15 protein-coding genes and 1 tRNA gene are annotated in these 15,394 nt (G+C 72.4%); 7 read left to right on the top strand and 9 right to left on the bottom strand.

Annotation, left to right across the window (positions count from 1 at the left end):
* Positions 1 to 8: 8 nt before the first annotated feature.
* The 3 genes from ABZ318_RS12180 to ABZ318_RS12170 form a co-directional block, all read right to left on the bottom strand.
* Positions 9 to 1,499 carry a Stp1/IreP family PP2C-type Ser/Thr phosphatase gene (locus ABZ318_RS12180; protein WP_356902375.1) on the bottom strand — a complete coding sequence of 497 codons (1,491 nt, stop codon included), beginning with the start codon at positions 1,497 to 1,499 and terminating at the stop codon, positions 9 to 11.
* A 179-nt stretch (positions 1,500 to 1,678) separates the two neighbouring features.
* Entirely contained in the window at positions 1,679 to 2,197 is a 519-nt protein-coding gene (locus tag ABZ318_RS12175) for an FHA domain-containing protein (protein ID WP_093875156.1), read from the bottom strand.
* A 10-nt stretch (positions 2,198 to 2,207) separates the two neighbouring features.
* The gene (locus ABZ318_RS12170; RefSeq protein WP_356902374.1) at positions 2,208 to 3,050 is read right to left on the bottom strand and encodes a DUF3662 and FHA domain-containing protein; all 843 of its coding nucleotides are present in this window, start codon (positions 3,048 to 3,050) and stop codon (positions 2,208 to 2,210) included.
* A 460-nt stretch (positions 3,051 to 3,510) separates the two neighbouring features.
* On the opposite strand from ABZ318_RS12170, the gene ABZ318_RS12165 reads away from it, so the two are divergent.
* The 3 genes from ABZ318_RS12165 to ABZ318_RS12155 all read left to right on the top strand — a co-directional run bounded on the left by ABZ318_RS12165 (position 3,511) and on the right by ABZ318_RS12155 (position 6,415).
* Positions 3,511 to 3,597: transfer RNA gene (locus ABZ318_RS12165), tRNA-Leu, on the top strand.
* 413 nt (positions 3,598 to 4,010) lie between these two features.
* On the top strand, positions 4,011 to 5,717 hold the full coding sequence (locus tag ABZ318_RS12160; RefSeq protein ID WP_356902415.1) for a histidine kinase: 1,707 nt from the start codon (positions 4,011 to 4,013) through the stop codon (positions 5,715 to 5,717).
* Positions 5,718 to 5,755: 38 nt separating this feature from the next.
* Positions 5,756 to 6,415 (top strand): response regulator transcription factor, encoded by a 660-nt coding sequence (locus ABZ318_RS12155; protein WP_356902373.1) that lies wholly within the window; start codon positions 5,756 to 5,758, stop codon positions 6,413 to 6,415.
* Positions 6,416 to 6,552: 137 nt separating this feature from the next.
* On the opposite strand, the gene ABZ318_RS12150 is transcribed toward ABZ318_RS12155, so the two are convergent.
* Positions 6,553 to 7,020: a MarR family winged helix-turn-helix transcriptional regulator gene (locus tag ABZ318_RS12150; RefSeq protein WP_356902372.1), complete on the bottom strand. Its 468-nt coding sequence runs from the start codon at positions 7,018 to 7,020 to the stop codon at positions 6,553 to 6,555.
* A gap of 168 nt (positions 7,021 to 7,188) precedes the next feature.
* Between ABZ318_RS12150 and ABZ318_RS12145 the strand changes: the two genes are divergently transcribed.
* The 4 genes from ABZ318_RS12145 to ABZ318_RS12130 all read left to right on the top strand — a co-directional run bounded on the left by ABZ318_RS12145 (position 7,189) and on the right by ABZ318_RS12130 (position 11,439).
* Complete coding sequence (locus ABZ318_RS12145) at positions 7,189 to 8,304, top strand: hypothetical protein (protein ID WP_356902371.1); 1,116 nt, start codon at positions 7,189 to 7,191, stop codon at positions 8,302 to 8,304.
* Between the two features lie 184 nt (positions 8,305 to 8,488).
* Positions 8,489 to 9,949, top strand: a complete 1,461-nt coding sequence (locus ABZ318_RS12140) for a DUF2252 domain-containing protein (RefSeq protein WP_356902370.1) — start codon at positions 8,489 to 8,491, stop codon at positions 9,947 to 9,949.
* A gap of 296 nt (positions 9,950 to 10,245) precedes the next feature.
* Positions 10,246 to 11,040: a hypothetical protein gene (locus ABZ318_RS12135; RefSeq protein ID WP_356902414.1), complete on the top strand. Its 795-nt coding sequence runs from the start codon at positions 10,246 to 10,248 to the stop codon at positions 11,038 to 11,040.
* Between the two features lie 54 nt (positions 11,041 to 11,094).
* Positions 11,095 to 11,439 (top strand): rhodanese-like domain-containing protein, encoded by a 345-nt coding sequence (locus ABZ318_RS12130; protein ID WP_356902369.1) that lies wholly within the window; start codon positions 11,095 to 11,097, stop codon positions 11,437 to 11,439.
* A 22-nt stretch (positions 11,440 to 11,461) separates the two neighbouring features.
* Here the strand turns inward: ABZ318_RS12130 and ABZ318_RS12125 are convergent, their stop codons facing one another.
* The 5 genes from ABZ318_RS12125 to paaB all read right to left on the bottom strand — a co-directional run bounded on the left by ABZ318_RS12125 (position 11,462) and on the right by paaB (position 15,319).
* Positions 11,462 to 12,595, bottom strand: a complete 1,134-nt coding sequence (locus ABZ318_RS12125) for an acyl-CoA dehydrogenase family protein (RefSeq protein ID WP_356902368.1) — start codon at positions 12,593 to 12,595, stop codon at positions 11,462 to 11,464.
* Positions 12,596 to 12,726: 131 nt separating this feature from the next.
* Positions 12,727 to 13,815: a 2Fe-2S iron-sulfur cluster-binding protein gene (locus tag ABZ318_RS12120; RefSeq protein WP_356902367.1), complete on the bottom strand. Its 1,089-nt coding sequence runs from the start codon at positions 13,813 to 13,815 to the stop codon at positions 12,727 to 12,729.
* The gene (gene paaD, locus ABZ318_RS12115) at positions 13,816 to 14,313 is read right to left on the bottom strand and encodes a 1,2-phenylacetyl-CoA epoxidase subunit PaaD (protein ID WP_356902366.1); all 498 of its coding nucleotides are present in this window, start codon (positions 14,311 to 14,313) and stop codon (positions 13,816 to 13,818) included.
* Complete coding sequence (gene paaC / locus ABZ318_RS12110) at positions 14,307 to 15,035, bottom strand: 1,2-phenylacetyl-CoA epoxidase subunit PaaC (protein WP_093875165.1); 729 nt, start codon at positions 15,033 to 15,035, stop codon at positions 14,307 to 14,309. Before paaC ends, paaD begins: the two co-directional genes overlap by 7 nt.
* Positions 15,032 to 15,319 (bottom strand): 1,2-phenylacetyl-CoA epoxidase subunit PaaB, encoded by a 288-nt coding sequence (gene paaB / locus ABZ318_RS12105; protein WP_030692422.1) that lies wholly within the window; start codon positions 15,317 to 15,319, stop codon positions 15,032 to 15,034. Before paaB ends, paaC begins: the two co-directional genes overlap by 4 nt.
* Between the last annotated feature and the right edge of the window lie 75 nt (positions 15,320 to 15,394).

Below are 15,394 nucleotides of genomic sequence, written 5' to 3'. Positions count from 1 at the left end.
ACGGGTGCTTACTGCTTGCCGCAGTTCGAGGCCAGCTTCTGCTCCTCCGCGGTGAGGGTGGGACCCGGGGAGGGAGCGGCTGTGGTGGGCTTGGGGTCAGGAGTGGCGGTGCCGGGCTTCTGGGTGGCCGGCGGCTTGCTCGCCTGGTCGGCGGCCTTCTCGGCGGCGGCGTGCCGCTGCTCGGCCTTCTTGCAGGCCGAGGCCTGCACGGCCAGCTCGGCGATCTTCGTCTCGGCCTTGCCGAGGCTGCCGCCCGTGATCGTGTCCTCGACCTGCTTCCGCTGGTAGGCGGGGAGGTACTTGAGTTCGATCTCGGGGTGGTCCTTCTCGACCTTCGAGAGCGACACCCACGCCAGGTCCTGGCTGATGCCCTGGTACAGCGCCACGTGCTGGTCCTTGGAACCCACGAAGTACTGCGTCTGCGTCCAGCGCCAGCCGCCGTACAGGCCGCCGCCGAGGATCGCGAGGACGAGGAGGAGGAAGAAGGTGCGCTTGAGCCACTTGCGGCCGGTGCGCGGCTTGACGAAGTCGTCGTCCGTGTACGAGTCGAAGGAGCCCTGCGGAGGCATGCCGCCGTAGCCGTGGTCGTCGCCGCTGCCGGGCGGGCCGAAGCCGCCGGCGGGCGGCTGGTGGTGCGGCGCGGTGCGGCCGAGGCCCGAGGCGCGGCCGGCCGGGGTCTGCATCGCCCCGCCGTCGTTCAGCTGCGCCTGGTTCTCGGCGACGGCGCCCACGATGACCGGGGTGTCGCTGAGGTGACCGGCGAGGGTGTCGCCGCCATCGACGTCGAGGACGTCGGCGACGATCACCGTGATGTTGTCGGGGCCGCCGCCGCGCAGCGCGAGCTGGATCAGCTCCTGCACGGTCTCCTGCGGGCCCTGGTAGCTGGCGAGGGTGTCCTCGAGGGTCTGGTGGGAGACCACGCCGGACAGGCCGTCGGAGCAGATCAGGTAGCGGTCGCCGGCCCGGACCTCACGGATGGAGAGGTCGGGTTCGACGTGGTCGCCGCTGCCGAGCGCGCGCATGAGGAGCGAGCGCTGCGGGTGGGTGGTGGCCTCTTCCTCGGTGATCCGGCCCTCGTCGACGAGGCGCTGGACCCAGGTGTGGTCCTGGGTGATCTGGGTGAGGACGCCGTCGCGGAGCAGGTAGGCGCGGGAGTCTCCGACGTGCACGAGACCGAGCCGCTGGCCGGTCCACAGGAGGGCGGTGAGCGTGGTGCCCATGCCCTCCAGCTGCGGGTCCTCCTCGACCATCATCCGCAGCTGGTCGTTGGCGCGCTGCACCGCCGTACCGAGCGAGGTGAGGATGTCGGAGCCGGGGACGTCGTCGTCGAGCGTGACGAGCGTGGAGATCACCTCGGAGGAGGCGACCTCGCCGGCGGCCTGTCCGCCCATGCCGTCGGCGATGGCGAGCAGCCGGGGCCCGGCGTAGCCCGAGTCCTCGTTGCCCTCGCGGATCATGCCCTTGTGCGAGCCCGCGGCGAATCGCAGGGACAGAGTCATGCGCACCTGCCCTGTCGACGCTGCATCGGGGTACGGCCGGTCTCGACCCACACTGCCCACCCTCCGGTCGCTCCGGTCACGCCGGTCGATTCAGTCGCTCCGGTCGGGAGCGCGGCACGTCCCGCGGCGGGGACCGTCCCGGCTCGCTCGCTCCGCTCGCGCTCATTCATGTCGTGGCACTACTTCCGAAGCTCGATGACGGTCTTGCCGATGCGGATCGGCGCGCCCAGCGGAATCGGCGTGGCGGTGGTGAGGCGGGTCCGGTCGAGATAGGTGCCGTTGGTGGACCCGAGGTCCTCGACGATCCACTGGCCGTCCCGGTCCGGGTAGATCCTGGCGTGACGGCTGGAGGCGTAGTCGTCGTCGAGCACGATCGTCGAGTCGTGCGCCCGGCCCAGCGTGATCGTCTGCCCCTGGAGGGCGACGGTCGTGCCGGTGAGGGTGCCCTCGGAGACGACCAGCTTGGTCGGGGCGCCGCGGCGCTGGCGGCCACCCGCGTTCTGCTGGCCGCGCTGCTGCGGAGGCGCGGCCGCCTGGCGCGCGTTCTGCTGGGGCCGCGCCTCCTGGCGCCGCGAACCGCGTTGGGTGACCCGTGTACCGAACAGGTCACTGCGAATGACCTGGACGGCCACGATGACGAACAGCCACAGAACGGCCAGGAAACCCAACCGCATGACCGTCAGGGTCAGCTCTGACATTGCCCCCGCTTCACCCTTCGGCTTGCCGGTAAACGATGGTGGTGCTGCCCACGACGATCCGCGAGCCGTCGCGGAGCGTAGCGCGGGTGGTGTGCTGCCCGTCCACCACGATGCCGTTGGTGGATCCCAGATCCTGGATCGTCGAGGGCGTTCCGGTCCGGATCTCGCAGTGCCGGCGGGAGACGCCGGGATCGTCGATCCTCACGTCCGCGTCGGTGCTGCGGCCGAGGACCAGGGTCGGGCGGGAGATCTGATGGCGGGTGCCGTTGATCTCGATCCAGCGGCGCACCGGAGCGCCCGCTCCGCCGTGGGTGGCGGGGCCGGGCATGGATCCGGGGCCGCCCGCCGGGCGTCCGGCGGGCGCCGTCGGCCGGTGGCCGGGCGCGCCGGGAGGCGGGGAGGCGGGCATGGGCGGGGCGCCGGCCGGGGGGTACCCGTAGCCGCCGCGGTCCTGCTGCTGCGGCTGCGGCTGTGACGTACTCGACGCCAGCGTGCGGCTGCGGACGCGGTACAGGCCGGTGTCGAGGTCCTCGGCCTTCTCCAGGTGGACCTTGATCGGGCCCATGAAGGTGTACCGCTGCTGCTTCGCGTAGTCCCTGACCAGGCCGGCGAGCTCGTCGCCGAGCTGACCCGAGTAGGGGCTGAGACGCTCGTAGTCCGGCGTGCTCAGCTCCACGATGAAGTCGTTGGGGACGACCGTCCGCTCGCGGTTCCAGATCGTCGCGTTGTTGTCGCACTCGCGCTGGAGCGCGCCGGCGATCTCGACGGGCTGGACCTCGGACTTGAAGACCTTGGCGAAGGTGCCGTTGACCAGACCTTCGAGACGCTGCTCGAAACGCTTCAGGACTCCCATGGGGCACCTCCTCCGTCGTTGTCGCCCTGGTACTGCTTACTGATCGTATCCACGCGTCGGGAAATCGGCTGGTTCCCCTTCTCTGCCCTGTGGACGAGTGTCACCTCTCACAAGCTTTCCCCACGGATCGTAGAGGTGGCCTGTGGACAGTGTCCCGCACCCGGCTGTGGGAGCGGAGGCTCGGGCCGGGGTTCCGGACCGGTCCGTCCCCTTCCTCCCCCCTTCTTCCTCTCTTCCGCCGTCCTTCTCCCCTCCTCTCCCTCCTGTCCTCTCCCTCCCGGGCGTGCCCACTCCTCCCGGCTCCCGTTCCGCGTGGGCGCGTCGTCGCTCCCTCCCTCTCCTTGTTCTCCGGGAGCGGGGGCGAAACAACGGATGTGAATCCACGGTCTACGACGTGCTAATCTTCAGATGTCGCCAGGCGCTCCCACTGAAAAGTGAGAGGGCAGGGAGACCACCCAATGCGCGGGTGGCGGAATAGGCAGACGCGCTGGATTCAGGTTCCAGTGCCCGAAAGGGCGTGGGGGTTCAACTCCCCCCTCGCGCACCAGACGGAAGCCCCGTAGGTCATCGACCTACGGGGCTTCCGCGTATGCCGGGGCGAATGTGAGCCTTCCCACGTCGGGGCACACGGCGGGTGCGCTTCGGAAGAGCGTCGGGGTGCTTGTCGGGGGGCATGTCGGGAGAGCGTCGGGGTACTTGTCGGGAGAGCGTCGGGGTACTCGTCGGAGGGGCGCGTCGGGAGAGCGTCGGGGTACTCGTCGGAGAGGCGCGTCGGGGGTCGCGACTTTTGTCGTCCGGGGGCGAGACGAAAGAGGGACGTCCGGGGGGTCGGGCGCTGCCTAGGGTTCGAGCGTGGACGCTATGTCGAAGTCGGGGAGCCGGGCCGCGACGCCGAAGTCGGGGAGCCGGACCGCGCGGGAGACCGCGGCCAGGGTCGCCGCCTGGTGGGATTGGCTCGTGATGCCCGGGCACTGGTCACGGCGCAGGACCACTGGCGAGGTGGCCCTCGCCGTGGTCGTCGCGCTGCTGGCGGCGGGCTCCGAGGAACTCCTGGGCGGCGAGGGATGGCGGCTGGCCGCCGTCGCCGCGGGCGCGGCCGTGCTGTCGCTGCTGCGGCGCAGACTCCCCGCGGGCGTGCTCGTCCTGACCGCCGGCCTCGCGCCCTTCCTGCCCGGCCTCGGGCCCCTGCTCATCGTGCTCGGCTGGTCGTCCGGCCGGTACGTCGCCAGCCCCGGGCGGGCACTGGCCGCGTTCATCGCCGCCTTCGTCCTGGACGTCGGCGGCACGCTCCTGGAGACCTGGGACCGGCAGCGGCTCCTCACCGTCGCCTTCATGGCCACCCTCTACTACCTGGGCACCACGCTGGCCCCCGGTCTCGCCCACCGCTACTGGACCCAGCGACGGACCCTGCTGCACGCGCTCCAGGAGCGCAACGCGCAGCTGCTGCGCGAGCGGAACATGGTGGTCTGGCAGGCCAGACTGCGCGAGCGGCAGCGGATCGCCCAGGACATGCACGACAGCCTCGGGCACCAGCTGGCGCTGATCGCCGTGCACACGGGCGCCCTCGAAGTGGACCGGGAGCTGGGCGAGCGGCAGCGCGAGGTGGTCGGCGTCCTGCGGAACGCCTCGGTGACCGCCATGCACGAACTGCGGGAGGTCGTCGGGATACTCCGCGACGGGGTCGCGGCGGAGGGCGGCACCTCGCCGGCGCCCGCGCCGGCCGGGGACGAGACGGGGCGGGCCGCGCGCGGGACCGCCGGCATCGAGGGGCTCGTGGCGGCGGCCCGCGCGGCCGGCACCTCGGTCGGACTGCGGCGGCTGGGAGAGGAGAGACCACTGGCGCCCGCCGCCGACCACGCCGCGTACAGGATCGTGCAGGAGGCCCTGACCAACGCCTACAAGTACGCGCCGGGGGCGCCGATCGGCGTCGAGCTGCGCTACGAGCCGGACACCTTCGTCGTGGAGATCGTCAACGGCGAGCCGGTGGACGGTCCGGTGAGGGACGTGGTGAGCGGCGGGCAGGGGCTGGCCGGCCTCGTCGAGCGGGCCCGCCTGGTGGGCGGCATGTGCCATGCGGGCCCGGCCGACGGCGGCGGGTTCCGGGTCGCCGGGATGCTGCCGTACGGGGCGGCGCCGGTCGCCGAGGCAGCGCCTTTGGTCGATGCGGCCGACGACTTCCGGCAGCAGACCACGAAGCCGCTGGTGGGCGATGGTCGTCCGGTCGCGGTCGGACCGGCCGACTGGACGTTCACGGAGCGGGAGCTGGCGATGGCGATGCGTGGGGGCAGGGGCAGGAGCACGGGCGGGGCGTTCGCACTGGGCTGCGGGATCGCGTTCGCGGCGCTCGTCCTGCTGGTGGTGGCGGCGGGCTTCGGCCTCTACTTCCTCATGGGCTCCGTGAAGGACGGCATGATCGACCCCGCCCAGTACGAGGCGGTGGAGGTCGGGATGACCGAGAAGGAGGTCCGTGGCCAGCTGCCCCCGGGCGACACCATAGCCACGGCAGGACTGGACGGCCCGGGGCCCGCGCGGCCGGCGGGCGCCAGCTGCCTGGTGCTGATGTCCTCGGACATGGACGACAGCGATGACGAGGAGCCCGTTTTCCGGTTCTGCTTCAAGGGCGGCAAGCTGATCGAGAAGAAGTCGTACTCGGTCGAGCAGCGGTAGCGCTGGGCGGCCCGTACCGGAGGCGTGGGGGAGAAGCAGTGGCAGAGCAGCCCATCAGGGTCGTGATCGCCGACGACGAGCCTCTGATCAGAGCCGGGATCCGGATGATCCTCACCTCGGACCCGGAGATCGAGGTCGTCGGGGAGGCCGCCGACGGGCGGGAGGCGGTGGAGGCCGCACGGGCGCACGCCGCCGACGTGGTCCTGCTCGACATCCAGATGCCGGTCCTCGACGGTCTCTCCGCGCTGCCGGAGCTGCGCCGGGCCGCGCCCGCGGCACGCGTGGTCGTCCTGACGACCTTCGGGGAGCGGGAGAACGTGCTGCGGGCCCTGGAGCACGGGGGCGCCGGGTTCCTGCTCAAGGACACGGCACCCGCCGAGCTGATCCGGGCGGTGCGGGCGGCCGCGGCGGGGGACGCGTATCTGTCGCCTGCGGCGACCCGGCACGTGGTGGAGCGGCTGGCCGCGGGTCGGGAGGTGGCGCGCGCCGAGCAGGCGCGGGCACGGGTGGCGGCGCTCAGCGAGAAGGAGCGGGACGTCTTGGCACTGCTCGGCGAAGGGCTCTCCAACGCGGACGCCGGGAAGCGGCTGCACATGAGCGAGGCCACCGTGAAGACGTACGTGAGCCGGATCCTGGCCAAGCTGGACTGCGAGAACCGCGTGCAGGCGGCGCTGCTCGCACGGGACGCGGGGCTGTAGCCCGCGCAGGGGGACCGGCGCCGGGCCGACATGTTGAGGGCCGGAGCCGGCGCCGGGCCGGCGCGTGAGGGCCCGGGCCGGGTCGGGTCGGCGCGTGAGAGCCGGGGCCGGGTCGGGTCGGCGGGTGAGGGCCGGGGTCAGTTCGCGGGGGCGCCGGGGAGGGGGCCTGCGGCCGCGGCGTTGTACCGCAGCAGATACGCGGCGAAGCGGGCGAGATCCTCGGCCGACCAGTCCTCCAGCCGTTCCTGGAAGGCGGCCATGCGGTTCGTCTGGGCCGCGGCGAGGACCCGGGTGCCGGCCTCGGTGGGGTGGAGCACCTGCACCCGGTGGTCCTCGGGGGCGGGGCGGCGCTCCACGAAACCGAGCTTCTCCAGGCCGGCGACCTGGCGGCTCACCGTCGACTTGTCCAGGAGGTAGTGGGCCGCGAGGTCGGTGGCGCGGCAGCCGCGCTGCTCCTCGATGTGGGCGAGCAACGTGTACGAGACGAGCGGGAGTTCGGGGTGGACCCGGGCCGCCGCGGCACGGGCCCGGCGCGCGAAGGCGGTCAGCTCGCGCTGGATGACGTCCACCGACGCCTCACGGGGTGGCTCTGCGGCGCCGGTCATGGTGCGCTCCCTGCTGTCGGTGCGTTGCCGCCGGTGCGTCGCCGTCGGTCCGGGGGGTTCGGGGCGGGTCGTCCGGGAGGGAGCGTTCGGGACGGGTCGCCTCTCGGAAACTTTCGGTTGTATAGTACAACGGTTCTTTAGTTGTAAAAGCCAACCATGGAGGTCTCGGTGTCCGCAGGACCGAACACCAGCGGCGCGTTGCGGCATGTCCTCGGACATCTGCTCACCCCCCTGTTGATGTGCGTCGGCATGGGTCTCGCCTACCTCGGCGCCTTCCACGCGCCCGAACCCCACGACCTGCGCGTCGACATCGTCGGCTCCGGCCCCACCACCCAGGTCCTCGCGCAGACGCTCCAGGACAAGGGCGCCGGCGCCCTCGACGTCCGTACCGTCGCCGACCGGGACACCGCCGCCTCCGCACTGCGCGAACAGCGCAGCTTCGGCGCCTACATCCCCGGCACCACGCCCGAACTGCTCGTCGCCTCGGGCTCCTCCGACACCAGCGCCATGGCCGTCGAGAAGGTGTTCACCAAGGTCGCCGCCGGACAGGGCGCACCCCTCAAGGTCACCGACGTCGCCCCCACCGCCTCCGGCGACCCCACGGGCCAGGGCGTCTTCTTCCTGCTCGTCGCCCTCAGCATCGGCGCGTACGCCTCCGTCGCCGTCATCGGCGGAGCCGGAGCCGTCCTGCCCATGCGGATCAGGGCGCTCCTCGCCGCCGGCATGTCGCTCGTCGTCAGCCTGATCGGCACCCTCTTCGCCGGACCGGCCTTCCACCTGGTCGACCAGGGCCTCGGGGGCGTGTGGGCGATGTCCTGGCTGTACGCGGCGGGCATCCTCGCCGTCGGCATCGGCCTGCACACCTTCCTGCGGCGCTGGACCACGCTCGGCGTGATGGTCCTCTTCGTCATGCTCAACTTCACGAGCTCCGGCGGCATCTACCGGCCCGAGCTCCAGCCCGGCTTCTTCGGCGCGCTGCATGCCTTCTGGAACGGCGCGGGCTTCGTCGAGGGCGTGCGCGGTCACGTCTACTTCGACGGCCACGGGCTCGGCGGGAACGTTCTCGTCCTCACCCTCTGGCTCCTCGCCGGTGTCACGCTCGTCGTCCTCGCCGGACTCACGGAGTCTCGGCGGAAGCAGACGAGCGCCGGCCAGGGACAGACTCCGGGGACGCCGGGGACTGCGGCGGCCACGGGGACGGGCAGGGACGGCGCCGATGCCGACGCCGATGCCCGGGTCAGGGCTGAGGCCGAGGAGGAGATGGAAGAGGCCGTCGCGGTCTGAGGGCGGACCCGGGGGCGGGTCTGGGGCAGTCCGGTGCTGGGGCCGGATGCACGGCTCAGAGGCTTGCTCCCGGGGTTGTCCACAGGCTCGTGGGGGCGTTGTCCACAGGGGGAGACGGGTGATCGGGAACGGCGGTACGGTCAGGGCCGGATGATGTTGGACATCGCATCGGGGGAGGCGTCCCATGGACGAGATCCGGGCCGTCGTGCCAGGACAGCGCGGTACGGACGAAGGGCAGGACGGGGCGCGCGTCCCGCACGTGCCGGGCTTCGCGCGCCGCGCCGCCCCCGCCCCCGGGGTCTCCCCCAAGGACCGGGGCAAGCAGCTGCGCGAGCGGGTGCCCCGCTCCTCGCACGACCAGCCGGCCCTCGCCACCGACCGCCCCGACGCCGTCCGCGCCGTCGAGGAGTCGAACCGGGGCCGGGTACCCGAGCTCGCGCCGATACGGGTCGGCAGGATGGCGGCCAGCCCCTTCGCCTTCCTGCGCGGCTCCGCCGGGCTCATGGCCCAGGACCTCGTCGGGACGCCCGTCACCGGGATCGCCGCCCAGATATGCGGCGACGCGCACGCCGCCAACTTCGGCCTCTACGGTGACGCACGCGGACGGCTCGTCATGGACCTCAACGACTTCGACGAGACCGTCGTCGGCCCCTGGGAATGGGACCTCAAGCGGCTCGCCACGTCCCTCGTCCTCGCCGGACGGGAAGTGGGGGCGGGCGAGGACGTGTGCCGGGCCGCCGCGTTCGACACCGTCGGCGCGTACCGGCGCACCATGCGCCTGCTCGCCCGACTGCCCGCACTCGACGCCTGGAACGCCATCGCCGACGAGGAACTCGTCTCGCACACCGACGCCCGTGACCTCCTCGGCACCCTGGAGCGGGTCTCCGCCAAGGCCCGCAACAACACGAGCGCCAGGTTCGCCGCCCGGTCGACCGAGGCCGTGACGGACGCCGGGGGCGGCGGCCGCAGGTTCGTGGACGCTCCCCCGGTGCTGCGCAGAGTCCCGGACACCGAGGCGGCCGAGGTCGCCGAGTCCCTGGGCGCGTACCTGGAGACCGTGTCCGAGGACAGGCTGCCGCTCCTCGCCCGGTACGCCGTCCACGACGTGGCCTTCCGGGTGGTCGGCACCGGAAGCGTCGGCACCCGCTCCTATGTGGTGCTGCTGCTCGACCACCGGGGCGAACCGCTGGTGCTCCAGGTGAAGGAGGCCCGGCCGTCGGCCCTGCTGCCGCATCTGCAGGCCGCCGGATTCACCGTGCCGGACGCCGGCCACGAGGGGCGGCGCGTGGTGCTCGGACAGAAGCGGATGCAGGTCGTCAGCGACATCCTGTTGGGCTGGACCACGGTCGAGGGGCGTCCGTTCCAGGTGAGGCAGTTCCGCAACCGCAAGGGCAGCGTCGACCCCGCCGCCCTCACCGCGGACCAGCTCGACGACTACGGGCGGATGACCGGGGCCCTACTCGCCCGCGCGCACGCCCACAGCGCTGACCCGCGCCTGATATCCGGCTACTGCGGCAAGAACGAGGAGCTCGACGAGGCCGTCGCCTCCTTCGCCGTCACGTACGCGGACCGCACCACCGCGGACCACGCCGACCTGCTCTCGGCCGTCCGCACGGGGCGCGTGGCGGCGGAACTGGGCGTCTGACGTCCGGCGGGGGCGGGGGGAGCAAAAAAAAGGGGGGAGGGGAGGGAGGGGGAGGGAGGGGGGAGGCCCCCTGCGAGGACCGTAGGCTGGGTGGGACGAGGCGGAACGAGGACTTGGCGGGCGTGGACGTGAGCGTGGACCAGGGTGTGAACGAGGGACCCGGGGACGAGCGGCCCGAGGCCGAGCGGTCCGAGGGTCGGCCGTCTGCGGACCCGCAGGTCGGCGCGCAGCAGGCCGCGGACCCGGAGGCTGTGGATCCGCGGGTCGGCGCGCAGGAGGCCGTGGACCCGGAGGGTGTGGATCCGCAGGTGGGGGAGGGGCGGCCTGAGGCTCGGTTGGAGCAGGCCGTGCGGGTGGCCGAGCAGGCGTTGATCGAGTTCGAGATCGCCGTCGAGACCTTCCGGGTCGAGGTGGAGAACTTCTCGCGGCTGCACCACCAGAAGCTCGGGCCGATGTACGCGCGGCTCGACGAGCTCGACGCGCGGATCGCCGAGGCGCGGGCGGCGCGCACCGGGGACCCCGAGGATCTGCGGCGGGCGCAGGAGGCGCGGGCCGCGGTGCTGCCGATGCCCGGCGTGGACGAGCTGTTCAACGACTGGATCGACACCGACGGCCTCTCCCCCGAGGCCGCCGCGATGCTCACCGACCGGCCGGTGCAGCCGCCGAAGCGGGTCCGTCCCGGCGAGGAGGCTCGCAGGCTCTACCGCGAGCTGGCCCGCAAGGCCCATCCCGACCTGGCGCGCGAGGAGGACGAGCGGAAGCGGCGTGAGGAGTTCATCACGCGCGTGAACGCCGCCTACGCCCGGGGCGACGAGGCGCTGCTGCGTGAGCTCTCCGCGGAGTGGGAGGCCGGGCCGGTGCCGGCCGAGGAGAGGCTCAGCGAGAGCGAGGAGCTGTACGCGCGCCTGGAGTGGCTGGCCGAGCGCAAGGACATGCTGTCGGCGGTGGCGCGCGAGCTGGAGGAGAGCGCGATCGGCGCGATGCTGCGGATGGCGCCGGACGACCCGGACCAGCTCCTGGAGGAGATCGCCGAGCAGCTGCTCGCGCAGGTCTCCGAGCGGGAGAACGAGCTGGCCGGGCTGGTGCAGTAGTTTTTCTGTGCGCCCGGATCCTTCGGGCGGTTCCGACGAGAGAAGGCCTTTCCCATGAATTTCTCCCCGCTGCCCTCCGTGGACGCGGCTTCCGTGCCGGCCGATGCCCTGGTGCTGGACGTCAGGGAGAACGACGAGTGGGCGGCCGGTCATGTCGAGGGCGCGCTGCACGTGCCGATGAGTGACTTCGTGGCCCGTTTCGGTGAGGTGACGGAGGCCGTGGCCGAGCGTGGTCGCGCCTATGTGATGTGCCGGGTCGGGGGGCGTTCGGCGCAGGTCACGCAGTACCTGGTGCAGCAGGGCTTCGACGCGGTGAACGTGGACGGCGGGATGCTCGCCTGGGACGGTGCCGGGCGTCCGATGGTGGCGGAGGGCGGAAGCCCGGCCTTCGTCCTCTGAGTCCTTTACGGCTTTCCGGGCGTCAGCCGAGGGGGTGGGCGGCCAGCAGGTCGCCGAGGGCCTCCTCGTGGGCGGCTGCGGGGCCGAGGGACAGTTCGAGGTGTTTGGCCCAGGCGTGGTAGCGGTGCAGCGGGTAGTCGGTGTCGGCGCCGAAGCCGCCGTGCAGGTGCTGGGCGGTCTGCACCACGCGGCGTACTCCTTCGGAGGCCCAGATCTTGGCGACGGCGATGTCCCCTGCCGCGGGCAGTGGCCCGTCGGTGTCGTGGGAGAGGCGCCAGGCGGCCTGCCAGAGGGTGGCCTCCATGGCGCGCAGGTCGATGTAGCGGTCGGCGGTCTGGACGGCGACGGCCTGGAAGGTGGCCACGGGGTGGCCGAACTGTTCGCGTTTTCCGGTGTACTGGCTCGTCATGGCGAGGACGGCCTCTCCCAGGCCGAGGGCGAGCGCGCAGGTGCCGGTGGTGAGGATGTCGCGCAGTCGTTCCCAGGCGCCGTCGGCGTCGATGACGTCCGTGTCGTCGAGGTGTACGGCGTCGAGGCGGAGTTCGGCGAGGAGTTCGCCGTTGGTGGAGTACTGGTCGGTGAGGCCGAGGCCGTCGTGGGTGCGGGGCAGCAGGGCGAGGACGGTGCCGCCCTCGGTGGTGTGCGCGGGTACGGCGATGATGTCGGCGCGGTGGGCCCAGGGGACGGCGGTCTGGAGGCCGTCGAGGGTCCAGCCGGTTTCGTCGCGGCGCGCGGTGACGGCGTGGGGGGCGGGTTCGTGGCCGGTGCGTCCCTGGGCGGCGGCGGTGAGGACGAGTTCGCCGCGGGTGATGCGGGGGAGCAGTGCGGCGGCCGTGCGGGGGTGGGCGTACCGCTCGATGGTGAGGGCGACGGCGCTGGTCTCCAGGAGTGGGACGCGGGCGAGGACGCGGGCGGATTCGCGGAGGACGAGGCAGAGGGCGACGGGGTCGAGGCCGGCGCCGCCGTGCTCGGGGGCCAGGGTGAGTCCGAGGAGGTCGGCGGTGGCGAGGCGTGCCCAGAGCGGTCGGTCGAGGTCCTCGGACACGGCGCCCGGGGTGAGGGCGGGGCTGGGTACCGCGTCGGGTGCGACGTCCGAGAAGACCGCCTTGGCCGCTTCGACGGCTGCCTGCTGCTCTTCGGTGAAGGTGAAGTCCACTGTGGTGCCTTCCCGTTGCCGACCCCTGTCTTCCTGACGGGTCGTCAAGATAGAACAGGTTCTAGGGGAAGGGAATGGCGGCGCCGGCCGTACTTCGGCGGCGCCGCCACTCCGTCAGTGCTCGGGACTCGTCAGCGGTCGAAGTCCAACTCCACGTCCGGGGTGGCCGGATGGGACTGGCAGGCCAGGACGTATCCGGCTTCCGTCTCCTCCGGCTCCAGGGCGAAGTTGCGGTCCATCCGTACCTCTCCGCCGACGAGGAAGGCGCGACAGGTGCCGCACACCCCGCCCTTGCAGGCGTACGGGGCGTCCGCGCGGGCGCGGAGCACGGTGTCGAGGAGGGTTTCGCCGCGCTCCACCGGCCAGGTGCCGGACCGGCCGTGCAGGGTGGCCGTCAGGGTGGCGTGCGCCGGGGCGTCCGCCGCGGGGGCGGGGGCGGGCGCGGAGCCGTCGTCGACGTGGAAGATCTCCTGGTGGATCCGGCCGCGGTCGACGCCCAGGCCGCGCAGTGCCTGCTCGGCACCCTGGACGAGTCCGAAGGGGCCGCAGAGGAACCATCCGTCGATCGTGTCGACCGGCAGCATCGCGGGCAGCAGTTCGGCGAGCCGCTCGCGGTCGAGGCGGCCGGAGGGCAGGCCTGCCTGCTGCTCCTCACGGGAGAGCACGGTGACGAGCTGGAAGCGGTCCGGGTAGCGGTCCTTGAGGTCGGCGACCTCGTCGAGGAACATCGTGGACGCGGCGGTGCGGTCGCTGCGGATCAGGCAGAACCGGGCCTCCGGCTCGCGGGCGAGCAGGGTGGCTGCCATCGAGAGGACCGGGGTGATGCCGCTGCCGCCGACGACGGCGGCGAAGTGGCCGGGGCGCGGGGTGAGCGAGAAGCGGCCCATCGGCTCCATGACCTCGACGAGGTCGCCGACGGCCAGTTCCTTGAGCGCGTACGTCGAGAACGAGCCGCCGTCGACGAGTCGGATGCCGACGCGCAGGACGGGGGGTTCGCCGGCCGGGGAGGCGGGGGCGCAGATCGAGTACGTGCGCCGGATCTCCTCGCCCTGCTCGCCGGTGCGGCGCAGGGCGAGGTGCTGTCCGGGGAGGTGGCGGTACGCCTCGTGGAGCTCGGGCGGGACCGCGAAGGTGACGGCCACGGAGTCGTCCGTGAGGCGGTCGACCTCGCTCACCCGGAGCGGATGGAACCCGGCCCGTCCGGCGGCTGAGGACACCATCTACAACTCCTTGAAGTGGTCGAACGGTTCGCGGCAGGCGGTGCAGCGGCGCAGTGCCTTGCAGGCGGTGGAGGAGAAGCGGCTCAGGAGCTCGGTGTCGGTGGATCCGCAGTGCGGGCAGCGGATCGCCAGGGTGAGGGGCACGGGTCCGCCGGCGGGTCCCTGGGGGCGGGGCGGGGCGATGCCGAACTCGGTGAGTTTGCGCCGTCCTTCCTCGCTGATGTCGTCGGTGGACCAGGCCGGGGCGAGGACCGTGACGACGGTGACGTCCGGCACGCCGTGCCGGTGGAGGGCCTGCTCGATGTCGGAGGCCATGGCCTCGATGGCGGGGCAGCCCGTGTAGGTGGGGGTGAGGGAGACTTCGACCCGGCCGGGGCCGAGGACCTGCACGCCCCGCATGACGCCGAGTTCCTCCAGGGTGAGGACGGGCAGCTCCGGATCGGGGACGGAGCCGGCGATGCGGCTCAGTTCCTCCTCCAGGGCCGTCATGGTCACCATGTCGCCCCCGGGTGGCTGCGGTGCAGGTGCTGCATCTCGGCGAGCATCCGTCCGAAGGACTCGGTGTGGAGGCCCTGCCGGCCGGCGCCCGCGCTCCATGCGCCGGTGCGCGGTCCGGAGGGCACGGTGAGCGTGGCCCGGCCGAGGACGTCGGTGACCGAGTCCAGCCAGGCGGTCTCCAGGGCCGGGAGGTCCAGGTCGAGGCCGTCGACGGGCTGGAACAGTTCGCCGGTGTACCTCCAGAGGGCGTCGCAGGCGCGCTGCATCCGCTGGTGGCTCTCGGTGGTGCCGTCGCCGAGGCGCAGGGTCCAGTGCTCGGCGTGGTCCTGGTGGTAGGCGACCTCCTTGACGGCCTTGGCCGCGAGGCCGGCGAAGGGGCCGTCGCCGGAGGCCAGCCGCCCGTAGAGGAGACGCTGGTAGGTGGAGAAGTAGAGCTGCCGGGCGATGGTGTGGGCGAAGTCGCCGTTCGGCTGCTCGACGAGCTGGCTGTTCCGGAAGGAGCGCTCCTCGCGGAGGTAGGCGAGTTCGTCCTCGTCGCCGACGAGGGAGAGCAGGACCCGGGCCTGGCCGAGGAGGTCGAGGGCGATGTTGGCCAGGGCGACCTCCTCCTCCAGGACGGGGGCGGAGCCGGCCCACTCCCCCAGGCGGTGGGAGAGGACGAGGGCGTCGTCGCCGAGGGCGAGCGCCGCGGCGGCGGTGAGGGTGTCGGTGGTGCCGGTCACAGGTGCTTCACCCCTTCCGGGATCTCGTAGAAGGTCGGGTGGCGGTAGGGCTTGTCCGCGGCCGGTTCGAAGAAGGGGTCCTTCTCGTCGGGCGAGGAGGCGGTGATGGCCGTGGAGGGGACGACCCAGATCGACACGCCTTCGGACCGGCGGGTGTAGAGGTCGCGGGCGTTGCGCAGGGCCATCTCCGCGTCGGGTGCGTGGAGACTGCCCGCGTGGGTGTGGGACAGTCCGCGGCGGGAGCGCACGAACACCTCCCACAGCGGCCAACCGTCGGTCGTCATGCCTGTGCCTCCCCGTGCTTTCCGGTGTGCTTGTCCGCGTAGGCCGCCGCCGCTTCCCTGACCCAGGCGCCGTCC

The organism is Streptomyces sp. NPDC006197 (assembly GCF_040613865.1).
Classification (GTDB): Bacteria; Actinomycetota; Actinomycetes; order Streptomycetales; family Streptomycetaceae; genus Streptomyces.
Note: the sequence above shows the minus strand (reverse complement) of the source record. Positions and strands in the feature narration are given on the sequence as shown.